The 22120-nt window shown below is 32.4% G+C and carries 15 protein-coding genes and 1 pseudogene; 9 read left to right on the forward strand and 7 right to left on the reverse strand.

Features of this window, described 5'->3' with window-relative positions:
• From ACVC2P_RS01630 to ACVC2P_RS01655, 6 genes and pseudogenes are all read right to left on the reverse strand, one after another.
• Nucleotides 1-1052 (reverse strand): annotated as a pseudogene (locus ACVC2P_RS01630) (hypothetical protein); the annotation flags it as partial.
• A gap of 100 nt (nt 1053-1152) precedes the next feature.
• Nucleotides 1153-3204: an immunoglobulin-like domain-containing protein gene (locus ACVC2P_RS01635; RefSeq protein ID WP_452596740.1), complete on the reverse strand. Its 2052-nt coding sequence runs from the start codon at nt 3202-3204 to the stop codon at nt 1153-1155.
• Between the two features lie 24 nt (nt 3205-3228).
• A complete protein-coding gene (locus ACVC2P_RS01640; RefSeq protein WP_452596741.1) occupies nt 3229-4062 on the reverse strand; it encodes a glycoside hydrolase family 16 protein in 834 nt (277 codons plus the stop codon).
• Between the two features lie 26 nt (nt 4063-4088).
• On the reverse strand, nt 4089-5492 hold the full coding sequence (locus ACVC2P_RS01645; RefSeq protein WP_452596742.1) for a glycosyl hydrolase family 16: 1404 nt from the start codon (nt 5490-5492) through the stop codon (nt 4089-4091).
• 9 nt (nt 5493-5501) lie between these two features.
• Nucleotides 5502-8651 carry a glycoside hydrolase family 2 TIM barrel-domain containing protein gene (locus ACVC2P_RS01650; protein WP_452596743.1) on the reverse strand — a complete coding sequence of 1050 codons (3150 nt, stop codon included), beginning with the start codon at nt 8649-8651 and terminating at the stop codon, nt 5502-5504.
• A gap of 265 nt (nt 8652-8916) precedes the next feature.
• Nucleotides 8917-11727, reverse strand: coding sequence for a triple tyrosine motif-containing protein (locus ACVC2P_RS01655; protein WP_452596744.1), 2811 nt, complete (start codon nt 11725-11727; stop codon nt 8917-8919).
• 261 nt (nt 11728-11988) lie between these two features.
• On the opposite strand from ACVC2P_RS01655, the gene ACVC2P_RS01660 reads away from it, so the two are divergent.
• The 9 genes from ACVC2P_RS01660 (at nt 11989) to ACVC2P_RS01700 (ending at nt 20822) form a co-directional block, all read left to right on the forward strand.
• Nucleotides 11989-12447, forward strand: coding sequence for a hypothetical protein (locus ACVC2P_RS01660; protein ID WP_452596745.1), 459 nt, complete (start codon nt 11989-11991; stop codon nt 12445-12447).
• A gap of 17 nt (nt 12448-12464) precedes the next feature.
• On the forward strand, nt 12465-14291 hold the full coding sequence (locus ACVC2P_RS01665) for a GMC family oxidoreductase (RefSeq protein WP_452596746.1): 1827 nt from the start codon (nt 12465-12467) through the stop codon (nt 14289-14291).
• 3 nt (nt 14292-14294) lie between these two features.
• A complete protein-coding gene (locus ACVC2P_RS01670; protein WP_452596747.1) occupies nt 14295-15404 on the forward strand; it encodes a ferritin-like domain-containing protein in 1110 nt (369 codons plus the stop codon).
• A gap of 2 nt (nt 15405-15406) precedes the next feature.
• The gene (locus ACVC2P_RS01675) at nt 15407-17443 is read left to right on the forward strand and encodes an alkaline phosphatase family protein (protein WP_452596748.1); all 2037 of its coding nucleotides are present in this window, start codon (nt 15407-15409) and stop codon (nt 17441-17443) included.
• A 429-nt stretch (nt 17444-17872) separates the two neighbouring features.
• Entirely contained in the window at nt 17873-18709 is an 837-nt protein-coding gene (locus ACVC2P_RS01680) for a helix-turn-helix domain-containing protein (protein WP_452596749.1), read from the forward strand.
• Between the two features lie 129 nt (nt 18710-18838).
• A complete protein-coding gene (locus ACVC2P_RS01685; protein WP_452596750.1) occupies nt 18839-19237 on the forward strand; it encodes a GlcG/HbpS family heme-binding protein in 399 nt (132 codons plus the stop codon).
• 65 nt (nt 19238-19302) lie between these two features.
• Complete coding sequence (locus ACVC2P_RS01690; RefSeq protein ID WP_452596751.1) at nt 19303-19944, forward strand: MIP/aquaporin family protein; 642 nt, start codon at nt 19303-19305, stop codon at nt 19942-19944.
• Nucleotides 19945-20041: 97 nt separating this feature from the next.
• Nucleotides 20042-20200 (forward strand): hypothetical protein, encoded by a 159-nt coding sequence (locus ACVC2P_RS01695; protein WP_452596752.1) that lies wholly within the window; start codon nt 20042-20044, stop codon nt 20198-20200.
• Nucleotides 20184-20822 carry a peptidylprolyl isomerase gene (locus tag ACVC2P_RS01700; RefSeq protein ID WP_452596753.1) on the forward strand — a complete coding sequence of 213 codons (639 nt, stop codon included), beginning with the start codon at nt 20184-20186 and terminating at the stop codon, nt 20820-20822. Before ACVC2P_RS01695 ends, ACVC2P_RS01700 begins: the two co-directional genes overlap by 17 nt.
• A 166-nt stretch (nt 20823-20988) precedes the next feature.
• Here ACVC2P_RS01700 and ACVC2P_RS01705 read toward each other — a convergent pair.
• The coding region (locus ACVC2P_RS01705) for a TolC family protein (protein ID WP_452596754.1) at nt 20989-22120 on the reverse strand (1132 nt) is incomplete at its 5' end.

A 22120-nucleotide genomic window follows, 5' to 3' on the forward strand; every position in this document is an offset into this window, starting at 1 on the left:
TGGCGTGTATCTCTTGCATTATCTGCTGTTAGTTGTATTGCATCTGAGGATGCATTTAAGTTTATTAAGCGTTCTGTTCCTAATGTAATATCTGCATCAATCTTATCTTGTAAATTACTTTCATTTTGTATGCTTTCAGACAGAGTTACAACATCTGAATGGTCTTGGTTTACATTCGCAATTAGCATCCAATTTTTATCAGATTTTGGTGCTAACTCTAACATTGTATTCACAAAATATGCTCCTTTTTCTGCTTTTATATCTACTTCTGGTTTTAAAACTTGTTTTCTTCTAAAGTTTTTTAGTTGAAGTGACGACAATAAATATTTAGGGTTATTTAATCCAAGAGACCACACTACATTGGTTTTTAGGGCTTCGCTTGGTTCGGCTTTGTCTACAATAATGGCGCTTAATGCAAAGATGCCTAAGCCAGATTGTTCTTCTAATTCACTCCTTTTGTAAGCGTCTACTAAATTGCTACTTGCATTTTGTAAATCACTACCTACTCCATAGGGTAAAACATTTTGAATACCATCTAGAATTTCAACATTTACGGTAGTTACACTTGTATTTAATAATTGGCTTTTACGTACAAAACCATAAGTGTTACTTGAATTCCATTGGTAACGGAAAGTTAGTTCTAAATCGTGATTAATTTCTTCAAATAAAATCTTATTCCCATAACTGTTTTTATATAAATTACGTGTTGTTTTATACAGGCCTTCATAACGTTCTGAAAATGGTTCCCAGATATGTATTGCTCCGTTTTTATCTATTTTAAAAATAGATTTACTTCCTGTTGTATCTGCGCTCTCTGTAATTTTATCATCTGTATAGTAAGGGAACAATGCAAATTCTGAATTTCTTCTTCCTGCGGTTAAACCTCCATTACTAGAAATAAACATCCAATGATTTGAATCGCTAACAATACTCATAAAAAATGGGCGCATTTCATCATTATTTGAAATCTTAAAAAAATGTTCGCCATTAAGTGTTACTTTTTCTAGGGTAACCTCTCGTTTTATATTTTCTTCTAAAATTGTATTAATCATTATTTTCTAGCTTAAAGCAGTGTTTAGATTGGGCATGTTTAAAAAGGTCGAGATTATACTCGACCTTTTCTTAATTCAAAAAAATCATTTCGATTGGGAGCTATTCTTGAATTACATCATCTATATAATATATAGCCTCTGTAGCTACAGGTACCATATTGGTTTCATCGTAATCTGGAAATATCACAATTTTATCATAGCCATCTGCTAGATTTATTGCTGTTGTAGAGAAATCGAATGTAAGTTCTACCCATGTGTTAGCTTGTGCTAAATTTTGTTCTACATTGTATGTAACTATTGGGCCTTGATTTCCTTCTTTTTCTAATTGAAATCTCACATTAATATTTGCATTTGGCGACCACATTTTAACTTTAAAAGTCGTTCCTGCTGTTGGGTCTAAATCTTGACTAAAAATATGAAAGGCTCCAGAATACCATGCTGAATTAACGACTTTGTTAAATTGGTAAACATTTGCTGATGTATTTATACCACTTTGGTCTGGGTTAGCTGCTATAGCTCCATTTGCTCCTCCATCGAAAGCACCTGTAAATGGTACATTATCTTCAAAGCCTAAAAGTGTAGTGCCTGTTCCACCTCCACCTCCACCACCTGGAGCTCTGTAGAAGTAAATATTATCTAAGTATATGTCTACTGGAACTGTGCTTCCTGGACCATTTGCTGCAAATTTCATTTGGAAAACACTATCCCAGGTCATTCCTGTAAAATCGGCAATAGGTAAATCTACGCTTGTCCATGTTCCTGTTGTGTAAGGTATAGACACTAGTGTTTCTCCTGCTCCTGTTCCATTATTTATTGGGCTTACTTGTATATCTGTTGCTGCTGGATCTGCTGGTGTCCATATATCTACATGTAAAAACTCCATTGCTGATGCATTTTGTGGTCCTCCAGATCCAAAATCTGTTCCTTGATAATTAAAATTAGGGTATGCTAATGCTAAATTTCCATCGCCTGGATCGTAAGCTGTGTTTACTTGCATGTGTCCAGATTGTCCCCAATTAGGGTCGAAATTATCAACAGTTATATTAGCGTAAGCGCCTCCATATATTGAGATAACATCTCCTGGGTCTCTTGCTGGTGGTACTGGTGCTGAAGTTGTTGGTGCTGTTGGCGCTGTGTTTACCTCTACCGTTCTTGTTACTTGATCTGCCGCATTACCTGCTGCATCGCTAACATCGTAGGTTATTACATAAGTTCCTACTGTATTTGTGTCTACTATATCGCCTCCAACTACAATACTCGCTGAAATATCTCCATCTGTATTATCTGTAGCTGTTGCTCCTGGATCTGTAAATGACGTTCCTACAATTACATTCATCATTGCATCTCCATTTAATGTAATTACTGGTGCTGTTAAATCTACTGTAGGTATTTGTGCTACATCATCAAAATAAAATGTACCTGCTGTTGTTCCTGGGCCATCTACAAATAGTGTAAATTGTGAGTATTCTGCTGCAGAATCAAAAGTAAAAATAAGTTCTTCCCAACCAGATCCACTATGACTAGCTGTTGTTTCAACATCTCCTGCTGTTCCTTGTTCTAACTTTAATAAAATATCTACTGGTACGTTAGCCCAAAAGTTCATTTTTACTGACTTATCTGTGGTTAGATCTAATGGCGCTCCTAATTCAAAGAATAGGCCTTCAAAAGCTGCTCCACTGTTTGTTATTGCACCTACATTAGATGCTACAGTATTAGTGCCTGAAAGGTCTGGGTTTTCTACAACATTAAATACTGCACCATTAAATGTTGTTGCTTCATAAACTACCAAATTTTCATCAAAATTAAATGGTATTGTTATGGCCTCAGGAATTGCTATAGTAATAGTATCTTCGAAAGTATCTGTAGCTCCAGATACATTTTTAGCTTCTAGAGTTATGGTGTATGTTCCTGATGTGTATAGTTTTATAGGGTTAATTTCTGAAGAGCTGTTACCGTCTCCAAAAGACCAAGAATAAGAGTCTGCATTTGTTGATGTATTGATAAAGGTAACTTTACCATTACTTTGGTTAATAGTGTGCGTAAATCCTGCTACTACTTCGGGTAATTTAAGGTCATCATCTTCACATCCCGTTATGGTAAATGCTAAAACTAATAGTACAAGTATTTTAGTTTGTTTGATTAGATATTTCATAATATTCTTTTTTAGTATTTATTGTTATTGGTAAACTCGTACATAATCTACAAGCATCGTTTGTGGAAAAACTGTTTCATTGTTTGGAGATCCAGGAAAATTGCCTCCTACTGCTACATTTAAAATTATATAAAACGGATGATTAAATACCCATTCTCCTGGTACATCTTGTGGTGTTATCGTTTGGTATAAAGCATCGTCTACATAATAGTTTATATAGTCTGGTCCCCATTCTATACCAAATACATGAAATCCTGTATCGTAACGGTCGTTTTCTAAAACATAATCTTTAGAGACTGCTTCTCCTCCTGAGTAACCTGGTCCATGTACAGTTCCAAATATTGTGGTTGGGTTATCGCCTAAATATTCCATGATATCTATTTCACCACATTGTGGCCAAATATTTGTTTCACAGTCATTGCCTAATAACCAGAAGGCTGGCCATAATCCTTTTCCATAGGGTAATCTTATACGTGCTTCAAAGCGACCATAGGCTCTTTCAAATAAATTTTGTGTTTTTATTCTTGCTGAAGTGTATGATGCACCTTCAAAATCTTCTTGATTAGCTGTTATTAATAAATAACCATTTTCTACTTTAACATTTTCTGTTCTATCGGTGTAGTATTGCAATTCATTATTTCCCCAGCCATTTGCTCCTGTACCAATATCGTATGTCCACATTGAACTATCTGGTGCTCCATCTGTATTAAACTCGTCTGCTATTACTAATGTTTGAAAATTAGCTACTGTTTGGGTTTCATCGGTTGAACAACTTATAGTAGTAAGCAATAACACTATTATAAAAGACAGGGTAATTCCTTTAACTACGCTGCTTTTATTTTTAATTTTATTATTCATCTTTTATTTGTTTTAAATTGTTCTCTTTAATTATAAAAGTAGATGTTGTCTATATAAAAATTAGGCACTCCTCCTACAAAAACTAGTAATGCTAGATTATTTTTTTGTGTTGCTAAGTTTCCATTTAATGGAATGTCTACAGATGTCCATTGCCCTTGAGGTAAGCTACTCACCGAGTATCTTAAATCGGCATCATCTACTGTTGGAAAACCGTTATTATCAGAGTCTATTTGTCCATTAGCTCCACGGTCTCTAATTTGTATTTCGAAATTTCCACTAATAATGTCATCTGTGTAAATATCTATGTGCATGTGCGTCATTGCTGAGGCATCTATTGTTGGGTTTTCAAAACCAATGCCTACAAAATTATTCTGCGTATAATATTTTATATCGTCTCCTCCTGAATTAATGTCTGTTGTTTGTGTTGTAGAACCTGTCCAGCCTGCATTAAAATAATCTACTGGCACATTTGTATAGGCATTACTAAAAACAGAAATAACATTACTTGCTGGTTGTGTTGGTATTGGTGCTGTTGCTAATGCTCCTGAAGATTCTATTGTTAAGGAACCTTGTGCTAATACATTTCCTAAACTAGCAGTAATTGTTGCTGTTCCGGTTCCTATTACAGATACGACTCCTAACTCATTTACTATAGCTATATCTGTATCACTTGATGTGAATGTAAAATATGATGGTGCTACTGTGGTGGTTTGGTTTTCTCCTGATCCTAAGTTGAACGTTTGTGTTAAACCTGTTAGTGTTATGTTAGTGTCTACAAAGGTTTGTTGTACTTGATCTTCTCCATTTAAAATTGCTGGCTGTGGTTGTGCTATTGTTCCTAGTTTTTCAAATTTTAGCTCATCTATCCAAAAAGTATAACCGCCTTCGTCTGATGGGTTTTCTGCACCTTCTGCATACCAAAACATTCCTTTTTCTTGATTTAGTTTCGTAGCATCTGGTATAGCTATTACATATTTAGTCCACATGGTTGTTATGGGTAGGTTTTGCATGGTTACTTGAAACTTATTGTTTGTATCTCCATTAATTCCAAAACCTATTTCGTTTATATCTGCTCCTTGTGATGCTCGTGCCCAAAATGTTAAAGCATCGTAACCAGATAAGTCTCGTGGTGATGTACTTGGAAATGTTGCACCTCCATATCCTACTCCAAATTGTGGGATATCGAAACGCATAGATGCTGAGCCTAAATATTTTTCATTTGTGTCTACAGAAAAAGCTTCTGATAATGATCCTGTAAATGGAAAATAGTCTAAACCGCCCACAAAACTATCTGTAAAGATTTCTGGGGTTGTTGGGTATGTTGCGAATTCGGCTTCGTCTGAAAGGTCTCTTTCACAGCTACTGGCCATGATAACAATCAATCCTACATAGAGAATGATTTTTGAATAAGTATTTTTTCTAGTCTTCATATTCGTCTTTTATTTTCCTATGTTGATATGTATATATGTTCTTATTTCCCATTCGCTTCCATTATCAAAGCCTACTGGACTTAATGTTGGTACTGGCGGGAATGTGTTTGGTGCTATTGTATTGGGTGCGTATCGTGGTGAAAATTCATCAAGCGATCTCCATGTTCCTCTTACTCCAACTCTTGTATTTGGTAATATAAACCAGTCTGGTTTGCCTACTGTAGTTGATAAGTCTAACATAAATTGAGCTGGATATGTTAGGTTAAAGTCTCTATGATAATCAAATGGTCCCCAATCGTTAAATTTTGCTTGATAGGTTAATTTTATTTTTTTATAAATAACTCTTACATCTCCACCAAATCGCTCTATTAGTCTTGTATCGCTTCCATTTGCTTGAGCGTTTCCTCCATATAGGTTTGCTATAAAACCTAAATCTGGTCCTGTTTTTGAAACTATACGAGAATGGATTTCCCATAAATCTTGTGCTGGTGCCGAATTTGGAAATGCAAAAGATGTACGATCGCTTAAAAATCCAATTGCTGCATCTTGTGCTGTTGGGTGATGGCGGAATACAAAGCCTAAATTCATTGCAAATTTAGCATCTTCTGCTCTATCATTATCCCATTCGTACATCCAAGTCCCTGGGGTTGGATCGTAGGTTAATAATAGTTCTCCTGCTGTTGTTTCTCTATTGGCTCTAACTGCAAATGGGTCGTCTTGTATGTTTCTTAATCTTCCTACGCCACCTACATCGTTAGGCATAGCGGCTACCAATGGTTTTTGCCATAAAAAGTTTGGTGCTATTTGAAATTTACCAAAGGTATATGCAAAACCAGATAGGATGTTTTTTTGGTTTCCACTACCACTATCTTTAAGTCTCCACCCTGTAAATGTTTGGGTTTGGTCTGCGCCACCATTTGCTACTAGCCCTTGGTATGCACCTTGTGCGTACCAATTAAAAGCGCCTTTTTGGTAAGTAATTTTTGCTTTAGCTCCCCAATTATCTTCAGTGTTAATTTTATCGGTGTATATTACATAGTTTCCTGGCTCTCCTTTTGCGACTTGAAATGTTCTTCCATTTAATGGTTCTCCAGCCCAAAGACCTCCCAATTGAATTTTAAAATCTCCTATTTCTCTTTCTACAGAAACTGATGCTCTTCTTGTTCTTGGTACGGGTACAGCAAATGTACTTATTGCTTCTCCTGCATCGTCTATATCTTCATGGTAAATACCTGCTACATCGAACTTTCCAATTTTTCTGTGGTATTTTAATAATACTGCTGGATTTGCTCCCCACCATAATTGTGGTCCAAAAGCTGCTTTTAAGCCTTTTAGCGCTTTTTTTCCATCTACTTCTATACCTAAAATCTCGCCATTATAGATATCTAAATTAGGGCCATAATTTGCTTCTGGGTATAGACCAAAAAAATCGCCTTCGTATCCCCAATGGTAATGTCCTGTACGGTAGAATCCTCTTAAATCGAAATCTTTAGCATTCCATTCGAATTCTGCATTGTAAACTTGAACTCTATTAATATTAGTTAAGTCTAAGTTTCCTTCGTCTGTATTTACCGATACTGTTCGTCCTCTGTTTTCATAAAATATTTCATCGATTGGGTTATCTGCAACATTTCCTAAAATATTGAAATTTACATTTGCTTTCATATTAGCCGATGGTTTTCCTTCTACTCCAACATAATACGATTGCATGTGGTCGAACCCTAATTCATCTGGAAAAACTCGGTTATCTGGATCTGCATTATCTGGTGTAGTTAACAGACTTCCTCCTGTGTTAAATGTTGTAAATTCTGCTCTTAACTGACTAATTCCTAATTTTTTATTGTCTCCTCCTCCTCTTGCAGCTTTATCTCCCCTAGCTCTTAAAACGGCATCCATAAGTTGAATGTTTTTAAAGTAGTTTTGTATAAATTCTAACGACATGCCTTTTTCGTAAGGGTTTACTTTGTGCGCTTCTTTTAAAGCATAATAGGCTGCTCTAGGGTATAAATCGTAAAGTCCTCTTTCGTCTGTTGGTCCTTTTGCACAGATACCAAACCATTCTTCATTCATGTTATTTTCGCCTGGAGCTAAATCTTTATCGTAACCTCCATTTGACCATGAAGCATTATTATCGTGTACATCTGCATTTTTTCTATCATCGAAACCATACTTCCACCAACCATCACTAAATTGAAATGTAAATCCTCCTATAGAGTTTTGTGCTTTTCCTAAACCTGCTGCATTTTCATAAATCTCTTTCCAGTTATTAACCATATAATATGCTTGCGCTTTTTGGTCTTCGGAATTGCTTATTGCATTAAAGGCATCTGCGCCAAATTCTGTAAACATTAATGGCATATCTAAAGTTTCCTTAACAACTTTAAACATGTCTGTAAAAGAGGCGCCACGATATGTGTTGGTTCCATAGATATCTACATCTTTACATTCTTGGGCTACAATATCTATAAATAAAACATCTCCATTACAAATTGCTACTGGGTGAGAGCTATCTATAGACTTCATTATTTTGGCGGCTTCATTCATTAACCTATACATTGGTCTTCCTCTTTTTTCTCCTACTTCACGCTTTTTCTCTTCTTCATCAGGAAAGTCTTCTGTTTCTGCTCCTGCCCAAAACAGTCCGTAGTTGTTTTCATTACCTAATAAATACATTAACAATCCCGGGGTTCCTTTATACTCTTCTACAAGCGTTCTTATTTCAGATAGTAAGAGTTCTTGTGTTTTTGGGTTAGAGTAATCTGTTACTGGCGTCCATACACCATTTATGGTTAATCCGTATCTACCAAATGAATGATTAAGCATTGTATAAATACCATAATTCTCGTATATATATTGAATCCATTTTGCTGGAACTCCTGTATATTGACGAATTACATTTACATTCATGTTATTTAAAAGAGACATTTCTTTATCAAGCCCAGCTTTAATTATATCGTCAGACTTTTTCCAAAAATTTGCATTTATTGTGTTTGTCCCTATAGGAATATAATCCCAGTTCATTCCGTTAATCATGAAGTCTTCTCCATTGACTACTAATTTCTTGCCTTCAGTAGTACTTTTAACTTCTACCACATTTGATTGTGCATAGACAGAAGTTGCAAATAAGAAGGTAATTAGTATTAGAAAATTATTTCTCATATTAATGTTTAATTTAAGTTGGCTGTTATATATAGTGTTTTGCCTTGTTGTAAATTTAAGGTTAGCTATTGTGAAAATGATAAATTTTACCACTACAAAAAACATACAATTCAAAATTTATCACTGAAAATTGAGAAATCCTTAATAATAGTAGCAAATCACAGCTTATTTATTGTTTAATAAATATACTAAATTATTAAACAAAAATACTATTTAATTAAAATGTTGTGGTGATGTATAGGTGTTTTAATGTCTTGTTGCGGTCTTACAATTCAATGATGTAGTTTGTTAAACTAGATTCGTGTGGTAAATTCATCTTTTTTCTTAAACGATAGCGTTTAACTTCTACACTTCTTGTAGATATGTTTAACAGTGGAGCAATCTCTTTAGATGATAGGTTTAACCTTAAGTATGCACATAAACGCAAATCGTTAGGAGTTAATACAGGGTGTAGTGTTTTAATTTTTTTAAGAAAGTCTTTATCTGCATTATTAAAAGCTTCCTGAAACAATTCCCAATCGTTTGTATTGTTAAGGTTTTTATCGATTATATTAATTACTGGTTTTATTTTTTTATCATCTTTAATATTAATCAACTCATTTTTAATACTATTTAGGAATTCATTCTTTTTTATAAGACTCATTGTAGAGATTGCTAATTCTCTATTTTTACTTTCTATGTCTTTAGTTAAACTTTCGTTTTTAAAACGCATAGATTGCTCTTGATTGGCAAGTTCTTTTAGTTCTAATTCTTTATTTTTTTGCTCTAGCAATTTTTTTCTCTGTTTCTTATAATATTGTTTATATATATTATGCATCATTAAAGAAAATAATATCAAACTAATAACATATACAGCGATCATAGCATTTGACAAATACCATGGCCGTTGTATTGTAAAAGAGTATGTTGCTGTATTTTGTGTACGATTATTATTTATTCTTCCTCTTACATTAAAAGTATAATCTCCGTATGGTAAGTTTTCAAATAGTTCGCTAGAGTTAGAGCTCCATTCACTCCAGTTATCGTAAATACCTATTAGTTGGTATTGGTATTCTACTTTTAGATATTTATTATATTCTGGAATACTGTAAAATATCTCAATGTTATTTTCATCATTATTAAAACGACCTGCAATCGATTTATCTACATATTCAATAACATCATTATTCCTGTTCTTATTTTTGGTAATTAAGTTTATTCTTGTTTTATATTCTTTATCAAAAGGTTTTTCTAGATTTATTAGGATATAACCAGAAGTAGTTCCTAATAAATAGTGTTCATTATCAATAGAAATAACATTCTCAAAACTAATAGTACTTTTACGCAGTTCGTAAGGTAATGGAATACTACTTAATTCTGGTGTTTTACTAAATTTCCCTGGAGATATAAAACTAATTTCATTATTAGAAAACCCCCATAGTCTGTCCGTTTTAGGCTCAACTATTAATTTTCCAGATACAAATGATTTTGAATTGTATAGGCTCATTAAAAGCGTATCTTTTAAAAACTTTTTCGTTTCTCTATCATATTTAAAAATACCATCTTTATAGGCGTAAAGAATGCTATTATTGTATTTAGATAGACTAGATTTTAAACCTTTACTAATTGGTTCTATTTCTATGTTTAACGCTTTTGTGTAGTTATCATTTAACTTAACTTTTAAAACACCTTTATATTCATGACTAACAAAGAGTTCTTTATTGTTTATAAATTCAAAAAAACGAGAAGAAATATCAAAACCTTCTATTTTATGACTGTATTGCCATTTATTATTATTCTTTTTCAGAATATATAATCCATCATAATTTCCTTGTATTAATACATTAGGGTTGTTTTTTATCGCTTTAATATTCCAAGTACCTTGAATATTTGAAATTTTTTCTATTTTATTTTTTTCTATAATAAAAGTTCCTGCATTGTGTCCGCAAAATAGTTTTCCATCTAACTCCAATAAACACCATACTTGACCTTGAGTTCCTTCTATAAATGTAAAGTTTTCATTTTTGTTTAGTGCCTTGTAAAACAGGCCTTGATTTGTTCCTAAGTATAAAATTTCTTTATGTACGGCTGCTGCATAAACAGCTCCCAATTCTCCTCTATAATCATTATATACTTTAAAATTAGAATTCATGTTCATACAATTAATTCCATTATCTAATCCCAACCATATATTATGCTCTATATCTTGAAATAGGCTAAGAACTGTATTATTACTTAAGCCATTAGTTTGGTTAATTCTATATTTAACTTTTCCTTCTTTTGTTAGAATAATTATTCCATTAGAGATTGTTCCTAAAGCAAAACTGCCATCATGCAACTGTATACTGTTATATATACTTAGTGTTTTAAGTTCATTATTTATAGGAGCGTCCCAAGGTTTTAAAATGTCATTATAATATGTGTAAAATCCATCATCTTGTGTTTCAAAAAAGAGTGTATCGTCTCTTTTAAAGATATTTACAACTATGTTTTCCTTTAGTGGTTCTGCATTAGTCATTAAAATATCCTTTCCACTTTCAATTTTAAAAATCCCATTATTAATGCGTTGAAAATAAATACTTCCTTCTACTTCATACATTTTAGTAATGGTCGTTTTAGACTCTATTATTTTAAATGTTTCCGTTTTTAGGTTATAAATGTAAATTCGGTTTAATGATTGAAATAGTACCCAGTCTTCTACTGCAATTATGTTCCAGAATTGCTCATCTTCTATTAAAGGGGTTTTAAGTTTTTTAGACAGTGAGGTATAATCTAAAGTTCCAAGATTATTTTTTTTCCAATATCCAAATTCCATATAAAATCCTGAATAAATGTAGCCATTTACAGCATTTACAGATCTCATTATACTTTCGTTTGGAGATGGATATAAGCGCCATCTTTCTCCATCTAACTCTAAAAGACCTGCATTGTTGGCAACATATACCGTTTTGTCTTTAGCTTGAGATATTGCCCAATTTTGGTTTTGCGCTTTATATGCCTCAGGAGTATAAACTTCTATTGGAGGAAGCTCTTGAGAAGAACTTAATAGTACACATAACCCAAACAATATATATATAAAAGCTTTTATTTTTTGCATAATGTCTCTTAAATCTTGTAAGTATACATGCAATATACAAAGAATGTATGGTAGTTTTTTATTGTCTACAAAAACCATACAAGTCATTAAGTTACAAACTACCAACAAGATACTATTATGGTCTACTCTTTTTTATTAAAATAGTTATACCTTGATAAATATTTATTATATAAAAACAGGTATTTATACGCTATAAAAAAGAATTGCATTTATATACATTGTATCTATAAAACTTAATTTTAAAAAAATCGACTATTTTTTATGAAAAAATTAAAAGAAAAACCTATTGATTTATTTGAAAACCTTAGCATTATACTCACTGGGTTTTCTAAAGCAGATCTAGCAGGAACTGGTTTATTACAAACCTATTTCGAGACTGTAAAAAAAGAACTAGGGAAACAACTTTTTGAAGCAGTTTTAGAGGCTTTCAAAAATATTAAAGTTGAAAACCCAGATTGTTTATCTGTTACAGAGTCTAGAAAAATAACTGACTTAATGAATAATAGCAATTTTAAACACCCCGTGAATCAAATTATTCAATTATGGTACTTAGGTGAATGGGTTGTTGGTACATATAACCCTAAAAACTATATAATTTCTTCTGAATCTTATTTAGAAGGTTTAATATGGAAAGCTATAGCAGCTCACCCTATGGGAGGCAAACAACCTGGTTATGCAACTTGGGGCTTCCCTCCTTTAACATTTTCATCTAAAGATTAACTAATTCCAAAATAATAATGAGTAAAAAAACAGAATACGACGTAGTAATAGTTGGTGCTGGAATTAGTGGTGCCATAGTAGCAAATCAGCTTGCAGAAAAAGGACACAGTGTGTTAATTTTAGAGGCTGGAGCAAAAAAAGACTTTAGTTTTGAAACTTACAGAGAGTATTTACATACCTATTATAAAAATACTGTAAAAATTCCTAACTCTCCATATCCGCAAAATCCTAATGCTCCACAACCTTTAGTTACAGATGTTGGCAATATAGAAGATGGAATTCAACAATTTAACAAGGATAGTTATTTTAAACAATTTGGCCCAGCACCTTTTCAAAGCACTTATACACGTGCAAAAGGAGGTACAACCTTACATTGGTTAGGAACTTGTTTAAGAATGCTTCCTTCAGATTTTAAAGAACAAGACTTATTTGGTATTGGTAAAAACTGGCCAATAAGTTATTATGATTTAATGAAGTATTACAGGATGGCAGAATTTGAAATTGGTGTCTCAGCAGATGTCGAAGAACAAAGCTACTTGGGTATTGCTTTTGAAGAGGATTATGTCTATCCAATGACTAAAATTCCTCAAAGCCATTTAGATAAGCAATTAACGAAATGGACTAAAGATGCAGTTTTTAATTATGATGGTGAAAGTTATAGTTACGATGTAGTAAGCACACCACAAGGACGAAACAGTAACCCCAATCCTAATTATAATAATGGAGAAGGTTATCAACCCGTTGGAGCTGTTGGCAACCCAGACCTAGGACAACGTTGCGAAGGTAACTCTGCTTGTGTACCAATTTGCCCAGTACAAGCCAAATACAATGCTTTAAAAACATTAGAAAAAGCTGTAAACAAAGGTGTTGTTATTAGTGAACAATGTGTGGCTTCTCAAATTTTGTACGATGCTACTACTGGAGATATAAAAGGGATTAAATACAAACAATACGACGATATTGAAGCTTTAACCTCTGGCGGATCTCCTAATTATAAAGAAAAAACAATTACTGCAAAACGTTATGTTTTAGCTGCTCATGCAGTAGAGAATGCTAAATTAATGCTTGCTTCTGGTTTTAAAAATAAAAACATAGGACAGAACTTAATGGATCATCCTGTATTACTAACATGGGGATTAGCTCCTGAGAAAATTGGAGCTTTCCGTGGCCCAGGATCTACTTCTGGAATCCCGAGTTTAAGAGATGGTGCGTTTAGAAAAGATCGTTCTGCGTTTAGAGTAGAAATAGGAAATTGGGGTTGGAATTGGCCTGCTGGCTCACCAACCACTGAACTTACTGATGGTTTATCTGAAAATTTATTTGGAAAAAAATTAAGGGCACGCCTACTAAACAAAGTGCAAAAAGAATTTCGTTTTGGCTTTTTAATAGAACAACAAGCATTATCTAATAATTGTGTAACTATAGATGACCGTTATAAAGATGCATTAGGTAATCATCGTCCAATTATTAATTATAATATTACAGATCATGAAAAAGAAGGCATGCTAGCGGCAAAATCATTCTCTGAACAATTTTTTGAAACTATAAAAGGAGAAAATAAAACAGAATACGATTCTAGTAGAGGTGGTTATATTGAATATAAAGGCGAATCTTTATGGTGGCAAGGAGCAGGACACTTAGCTGGTACACATATTATGGGAACTGATAAGGAGAATTCGGTTGTAGATAAAAACCAACGTTGCCATGAACATAAAAATCTATTTTTAGTAGGGTGCGGAAACATGCCTTCAATGGGAACTTCTAACCCAACACTTACTATGGCTGCGCTTTCATTTTGGGCAGCAGAAAACATTGATAAAGACCTAACCGAATTAAAAAAATAAATTATGCCTGAAACTTTAGAAACACATAAAAAACAACTTCATGATAATTTACAAACGGCGATAGAGCTAGAGCACTCTACTATCCCGCCATACTTAACTGCTTATTTTACTATAAATCAAGATACCAATGGGTTTTCATGGAATGTAATACGAAGTGTTTTCATGGAAGAAATGCTTCACATGACTTTAGCTTGTAATGTTATGAATGCTGTTGGAGGACATCCTTCAATAGACAACCCGAAGTTTATACCAGAATATCCAACAAAAATGGAATTTGCCGACAGAAAGTTTGATGTTGGGATTATTAAATTCTCAAAAGCATCTATTGAAACTTTTTTAGAAATAGAAAAGCCTTCAGAAGATAAATTAATGGTACGTGGTGAATATGCCAAAGGATTAATGCAACCAATAAAATTAAAAGAAAAAACTATAGGAGAGTTTTACAATACCATAAAAAAACAGTTAATATATATGGTAGATACTTATGGAGAAGATAATGTATTTTCTGGTGATACATCTTTACAGATTACTCCAAAAGATTATTATGGTGGTGGCGGTGAAATTATTGTTGTAGATAATTTAGAAAAGGCCTTATTTGCTATAGATATTATAGTCGATCAAGGTGAAGGCGCTTCAGGTTCTATAGCAGATGGAGATGATGCATATTTTGGTCAAAATGAAGAAGTAGCCCACTATTTTAGGTTTAATGAAATTTATTTAGGGCAAAAGTACAAGCCAAATGACGTCCCAAATAAAAAACCGACTGGTGAGAAAGTACCTATTAATTGGGATGCAGCAATAAATATGGTCGATAACCCTAAGGTTAATGATTTCCCTCTAGGCTCTCCTGCTCGTGAAAAAGCTGAAGAATTCAATCAGTTATACTCTTACTTTTTACAGTTATTGCATTTAGCATTTAATGGCCAATCGGCTTTAATAGTTAAAGCTATTGGTATGATGTATCAAATGAAATATTTAGCTGCCGATTTATTAAATTGTGAATTACCTAATAAAAAGTATGCTGGTCCTCCATTTGAATATATTTCGCCTTCTAGCAGAAAACAATATAACTGGTTAATAGATGAGTTAGTTACTAAAACACAAAAAAGCTAATTATGAAGAAACCTTTCAATCGCGTTATTACTATTATGTTCGAGAACCAATACAGAAGCTATGTCATGCAAAACGCCTTTATGAAAAAATTAGCTTCTGCAGGAGCAGACATGACCAATTATTTTGGTGCCTTCCACCCTTCTCAAACTAATTATATAGCCTCGTTAACAGGAGAAATATGCTGCGTTACAAACGATACGCCTCCAGCAAAACCATTAATGCAAGAGACCTTAGTAGATTTATTAGAAGCCAAAAATGTGAGTTGGAAAGCCTACATGGAAGCTTACCCAAATGAACCCTGGAATAAAGCTTGGGTTAATCCAGATTATCCTACTACAGAACAACCTATAACCGAATATCCTAATAAAAACCCAAAAGAATTAGCAAGATATTTTCGTAAGCACAATGCTTTTGCTTCTTGCTACAATATTCAAAAAGACGAAAACAGATGGAAGAAAATTGTAAGCGATGCTCAGTTTTGGGAAGATGTAAAACATGAAACTTTACCAGAATATAGCTGGTTTACTCCAGATATTTGGAATGATGGCCACTACTTATACAATACGCATGTAGATACCAACCCTAGAACACAGTTAGTGCCACAGTTATCTGCTTGGTTAGAACATGTGTTTTTAGGACATATAGCAACCTCTAATGTACAAGGGTTTGAAAACGATAAAAATATAGATTATTTAGGCTTAAACTTAGATGTCGATTTACTGTTAACCGATCCTGATAAAGCTTGGGCTCAATCTAAAATACCAAAAGGGACATTATTAGTCATTACATTCGATGAAGCAGATTTTAATGCTAAACCAGGAGATTACGATACTAATTACGATGGCCCAAACCAGATTTATACTGTGCTTTTAGGAGATATGATAAAACCTGGTACTAAAATAAATACTCCATACAACCACTATAATTTAATAAAAACTGTTGAAGAAAACTTTCAATTAGGCTCATTACACAAAAACGATTTTGGCGCTAATTGGTTTCGCTTTTTATGGGACGAATCTTTTTCATGGACAATCGCTACAGATACAGATTTTTCCGCGGCTAAATCATTAGCCATTACTAATAGTCTCAATGGAGAACATATGGTGTTTGCTAATACAAAAGGGCAGTTATTTGAAAGCTTTTTTGGTACATCTGGTTGGAGCCAACCTAAGCAAATAAACAACAGTGCTCAAGGTGCTATTGCGATGGCTTCTATAGCAACTACTAGTATATTAATTACTACAGATGCCAAGGGTAACTTACTAGTTAATAGTTATAATATGGATACTAAAACATGGAGTCCTACCTATCCATTACAGCAAAAAACAGCTGGAAGCTTTGCTTTAACTGCTTATTATGATATGGCTACAGCTAAGAACAAATTCATGCTTTGTTGGGTTAACACAGATGGTTTTATACAATCTATGGAAGGCGATGCCAATGGGTTTTCCGGCACTGTAGTTTCTGTAAATCAATTAACAGATGGCCCAATGACTATAAGCCAAATTGGAGCATCTTTACTTTTGGTATATAAAGAGCGAAATACTCGAAAAATGCGTATGGCATCATACAATACTGGAAAGTTTAATGCCTTTAAAGCTGTAAATTTTCAAGACCAACCCGATCCAATAAACAATACCACTTTACATAAATGGTCTGTTACAGATTTTCCTGTAGGGCATTTTTCTAAAAAAATGGCTGCTCTGGGTAACGAGTATCAAACTATAGGTTATATGGCTATGGCTAATATTTCTGGTGAATTGCATTTAGTACATAGAGGTGGATATGCAGATATTTCTACCGCCTATACCGAAGTTTTTGGGTTAACAGGTATATACTCTGCAGAAAACCAATTTACAAATGGTTTTGGCACATTAAACCAAGCTGGATGGACTTTAGAACAAGAACTAAATGATGTAGAAATTGCTGTAGATGCACCAATTGCCATCTGTTCTAATACAAACGTATTAACATTAGTCTGGATAGATTCTAAAACGAATACTATACAGTATAAACAAGGTGCTTATGCATGCGGGTAGTGTTATTAAAACTTATGACGAGTTTATAAATTAACTAATTAAAATATATTAGTTACGCATGTTGTATACTTAAAAATTTAGACCTTTAAATTTGTTATTAAAGTATTCATAACTCTCTTAAAAAAGTGGTTATGAGTATTTTTTTGTATTGAGTATATCTTAACATTTTGTAGTATTTGAATAAACCTATGAAAAATTATATTCAGATTTTTATTTTACAGTGCTTTCTTGCTTTTTCTTAAATTCAACAATGCTTTTTTGTTAATGACCTTGAAGGTGTTAAATAGTAATATGTGAAAATTTGCATTGAAGAAAATAGAGTATACAGGTTTGGAAAGATTAAAAAATTATAAAAAAACAGTGTAAAACACTGTAAAAAATGATTTATAGTCTACCTTACATTAACTTCAAACTAAAAAAAGAAATTAGATGTCTATAGAAAATATCCCTACAAGCTACCTTAAGGATAGAAATGAAAATCCAGATTTATTTGTCTATGATTTTAAAATGACAAATGATGTTGTTAAAAGTAAAGTCAATTTAGAAATGAATATGTTTAGCTTTTTGCAAGTTGGAAAAAAGCAAGTGCATTTCGCTGGAACATCTGTAGCAGTTAATAAAGACCAATCATTATTATTAAAAAAAGGAAACTGGTTATGGACAGAGTTACTAGATACAGAAGCAATATATTACTGTAAGTTATTCTTTTTTTCTGAAGAAAAACTAAAAGGTTTTTTAGAGAAACATTCTAAAAACAAAATAATAAAAAATGAAATACCATATTTTATAATAAGGAATGACTCATACATTACATCATATTTAAATTCATTATCAACAATTAGTGAAGCACCAACAGTTTTCATGGAGAATTTACTTTCTGTGAAGTTTGAAGAATTGATGCTCTATCTTTTACAGAAATATGGAAATAAATTTGAATTATACCTACATTCTTTAATCATTAAAGAAACCTCACCTTTTAAAAAAATTGTAGAAAGTAAAATACATTCTAATTTAAAACTGGAGGAAATTGCATTTTTATGTAATATGAGTTTATCAACTTTTAAACGTCATTTTATTAAAGAATATAATACATCTCCTGGAAAATGGCTTCAAGATAAACGGCTTCAAAAAGCAAAAGAGACTTTAGAACAAGGGCATTTAAAACCTTCAGACATCTATTTAGATTTTGGATACAACAACCTCTCAAACTTTAGTATAGCTTTTAAAAATAAATTTGGGATTAGCCCAAGTGAAATAGTTTCTTAATTTCATATTTCTGCTTTACTTTAAACTTGACCTTTTTTCATAAGTTATTGAACTGTTTTAGTAACTAAATACTTTAATGCTCAATGTAAATTTGCATCAAATTAATAACAATACATAAAAAATAAAATTATGAATATTACATTAGCACAAGCAGAAAAGGCAATCGCAGCAGCAAAACAAAAATCTACAGCAATAGACACAAAAATGAATATTGCTATTGTAGATGCTGGAGCAAATTTAGTAGCATTTGGTAGAATGGATGGTGCTTGGTTAGGTTCTCTTGATATATCTATTAAAAAAGCAAAAACAGCTCGTTATTTTGATATGAATACTGGAATTATTGGGGAGTTATCTCAACCTGGTCAACCTTTATTTAATATTGAACATTCAAACAATGGATTGATTACTTTTCCAGGTGGTGTACCTATTAAAAATGCATCAGGCGAAATAATTGGAGCTATTGGAGTAAGTGGAAGCTCTGTTGAAAACGATCATACAGTTGCAGAAGCTGGAGCATCAGCAATTTAATAGCTTACTAATTAATACAAAGAGGGTAGTTAGGTTTAATTACCCTCTTTTTTTTTAAGAAAAGTATGAAAAAATATATAGTTGAATTTATTGGCACTTTTGCTTTGGTTTTTTGTGGAACTGGAGCAATAATTGTAAATGATCAACCTAATGGAAGTCTAGGCCTACTAGGAATCGCTTTAGCGTTTGGAATAACAATTAGTGTAATGATATCTATTTTTGGAAACATTTCTGGAACACATATAAACCCATCTGTAACTGTAGCTCTAGTAATTGGTAAGTTAATACCAAAAAAAGAGGCTATATTCTATAGTTCTGCTCAAATTATTGGAGCAATTTTAGCAAGTGGTTTATTAACATTTATGTTTCCAGAAAACGTAACGTTAGGTGCTACAATTCCTTCAGGTGCATTGCTACAGTCATTTATTCTAGAATTTGTTTTAACGCTCTTTTTAATGCTTACAATATTAAGAATAGGCTCTAAAAAAGAGCTTTCTAATATAGCGGGACTCATCATTGGCTTATTTGTTACTGGAATTATTCTATTTGCTGGCCCAATTTCTGGAGGTTCATTTAATCCTGCAAGAAGTTTAGCTCCTGCGCTTATATCTGGAAATTTCTCTGCACTATGGCTTTATATTACTGCTCCTACATTAGGGGCAATAATTGCAACACTTATCTGGAAAGTATTTGAGAAAAAAGAATAAAAAGCAAACAGATGGCAACGGGTATTTTATGCTAAAAAGATATTTTCTATATCTTTCTGCAAAAAACAACGCATAGCGGAATTATATGTTGTAAAAAATGGAAAAAATTGTAACTAAATACCTTAATGAGATTGTCTCTCTTGAAATAAACTCTAAACCTGGCGAAGTTGAATACGAAATGTTAGATAACAGTATGTTTTACAAGCCTGTTTTAACTACAACTATAATCAGACTAAAAAATGAAACACTATATTAAAATATTATTAGTTCTTTTCTCTATAATCGCTAAAGGACAAACTAAAAAAGAAATAAAGCAAACTCTAAATAATATAGAGTCTCGAGAAGAGTTAAAAAAGTATAAATCTAGAAATTCTGATTGGAATATTGAACTTATTGAACTAAACACATTAGACACTATAATTCCAAGAAAACTTTTGGGGTTAAAAAAAGGAAAAATAAAGGCAATAAAAATCAACAATGAAACATATTATTATAAGTTAATTAGCTCTTCTAAAGAAACCGAGTTTCGTGTAAATTATATTTACTTAAATGCAAATGAATTAGTAAAAAAAGAAATTGACTCAATTAGACAAGTTATAATCAAAAAATATAAATCTGGAGTTCCATTTGTCGATTTATTTAAAGATTATAATATGGATGAGCACTCAAAAAAAGGGGATTTAGGATGGCTAAAAAAAGGGATGATGGTTCCTGACTTTGAGAAAGCTGTCATTGAACATAAAAAATCTGATATTTTTATTGTAGATGTAGATAATTCAGACAGCCATTGGCATGATTGGTATTATGTAGTTTTAAAAACATATGACGATAGAATTAGCAAAACGCATACTTATATTAGAATAAAAAGCAGTAGTTAGCAATGTAATAACTATTCTTATGTTAAGAATTAACAACTGCTCCAGATAATACTGCTGTTATTAATTTATATGTAAATAAGTAATAAAAATCATGAATTACTATTTTAACAATACACTGGAACTAATGCTGGGATTAAAACACAGCAGATTTAATTAATAAAAGATTTTAAAGCATATTCCCTCTATAAAACTCTAATACTTTAACTCGTAGTAAATACTCGTATTTAGCATTTATTAAATTGGTTTGTGCTGCATCTAAGTTATTCTTACTTGTTATGTAAGCTAAAAAATTAGAGGCTCCATTATTAAAACGGACATCGTTAACACGAAACGATTCGGTAAACGCCTCTACTTGTTTTTTTAAACTATTATACCTGTTGTAAGCTGCTTGCATATCGAAATGTACTTGCGCTATCGCATTTTTTATATCCTGCTCGGTTCTGTCTAGTGTTATTATAGCTTCTTCTACTTTTATTTTTTCTAACGCAACGTTATTTTTTGCTCTAAAACCATTAAATAATGGAATGTTAATGGCAACACCAACAACTGTATTTAAATTGTTATCAAATTGATCTCTATACCCTATTTTACGCCCTTCAAACTGTGTTCTATTAGTTTGCACAGCAATGTCTTGATTATTAATCGTTACAAAATCTCCAGTATCTTCTACACTTGTTCCTGTAGCTGTAAACGTTTGTGCCGCACTGGAGTAGTTGGTATTTAACTGCCCAAAAAAGGTGATTTCTGGCGTAAATTGCGATTTAGCTACATTAATTCCTTTTTTGGCTGCTTCTACGCGTAATACTTTTGCTTTAAAGGTTGCTAAATTTAATAGGGCTTCATTAAAAACTTCTTCTGATGAGAAACCATAATGTTTTATATCTAAAAGTAAATCTGTTGTATTTATTGTTATTCCATTAGTAATATTTAACAGTCTAGCTAAATTAATTTTAGCATTGTTTAATGCACTTTTAGAAACCAAAATTGATGTTTCATCCCTAGTTAATTGTCCTTTTATGTCTGCAAAATCCGCAGGATTACCTACTTCTTGATTGTAGAGCACTTCTTGCCTCTTATATTGTTTTATTGTTGTTTCTAATCTTTTCTTAGACAACTCTAAAAGATCCCTGCTATTTAAAACTTGTAAATATGCAAGTGTAACATTTAAAACTAAATTTTGTTTTGCTTCTTCTATTTCTAGGTCTGCTGCTTGTTTATTTAATCGTTGTTGTTTAATTGTATTAAGTAACCTAAATCCATTAAATATTGTTGCATCTAAACTAAGTCTAGCATTAGAG

This window comes from Pontimicrobium sp. MEBiC01747, assembly GCF_053601635.1.

Bases quoted from the DNA above. Each gene is read 5' to 3' on its own strand.
- ACVC2P_RS01635 (WP_452596740.1), bottom strand. From the start codon at position 3,204: ATGAAATATCTAATCAAACAAACTAAAATACTTGTACTATTAGTTTTA.
- ACVC2P_RS01640 (WP_452596741.1), bottom strand. From the start codon at position 4,062: ATGAATAATAAAATTAAAAATAAAAGCAGCGTAGTTAAAGGAATTACC.
- ACVC2P_RS01645 (WP_452596742.1), bottom strand. From the start codon at position 5,492: ATGAAGACTAGAAAAAATACTTATTCAAAAATCATTCTCTATGTAGGA.
- ACVC2P_RS01650 (WP_452596743.1), bottom strand. From the start codon at position 8,651: ATGAGAAATAATTTTCTAATACTAATTACCTTCTTATTTGCAACTTCT.
- ACVC2P_RS01655 (WP_452596744.1), bottom strand. From the start codon at position 11,727: ATGCAAAAAATAAAAGCTTTTATATATATATTGTTTGGGTTATGTGTA.
- ACVC2P_RS01660 (WP_452596745.1), top strand. From the start codon at position 11,989: ATGAAAAAATTAAAAGAAAAACCTATTGATTTATTTGAAAACCTTAGC.
- ACVC2P_RS01665 (WP_452596746.1), top strand. From the start codon at position 12,465: ATGAGTAAAAAAACAGAATACGACGTAGTAATAGTTGGTGCTGGAATT.
- ACVC2P_RS01670 (WP_452596747.1), top strand. From the start codon at position 14,295: ATGCCTGAAACTTTAGAAACACATAAAAAACAACTTCATGATAATTTA.
- ACVC2P_RS01675 (WP_452596748.1), top strand. From the start codon at position 15,407: ATGAAGAAACCTTTCAATCGCGTTATTACTATTATGTTCGAGAACCAA.
- ACVC2P_RS01680 (WP_452596749.1), top strand. From the start codon at position 17,873: ATGTCTATAGAAAATATCCCTACAAGCTACCTTAAGGATAGAAATGAA.
- ACVC2P_RS01685 (WP_452596750.1), top strand. From the start codon at position 18,839: ATGAATATTACATTAGCACAAGCAGAAAAGGCAATCGCAGCAGCAAAA.
- ACVC2P_RS01690 (WP_452596751.1), top strand. From the start codon at position 19,303: ATGAAAAAATATATAGTTGAATTTATTGGCACTTTTGCTTTGGTTTTT.
- ACVC2P_RS01695 (WP_452596752.1), top strand. From the start codon at position 20,042: ATGGAAAAAATTGTAACTAAATACCTTAATGAGATTGTCTCTCTTGAA.
- ACVC2P_RS01700 (WP_452596753.1), top strand. From the start codon at position 20,184: ATGAAACACTATATTAAAATATTATTAGTTCTTTTCTCTATAATCGCT.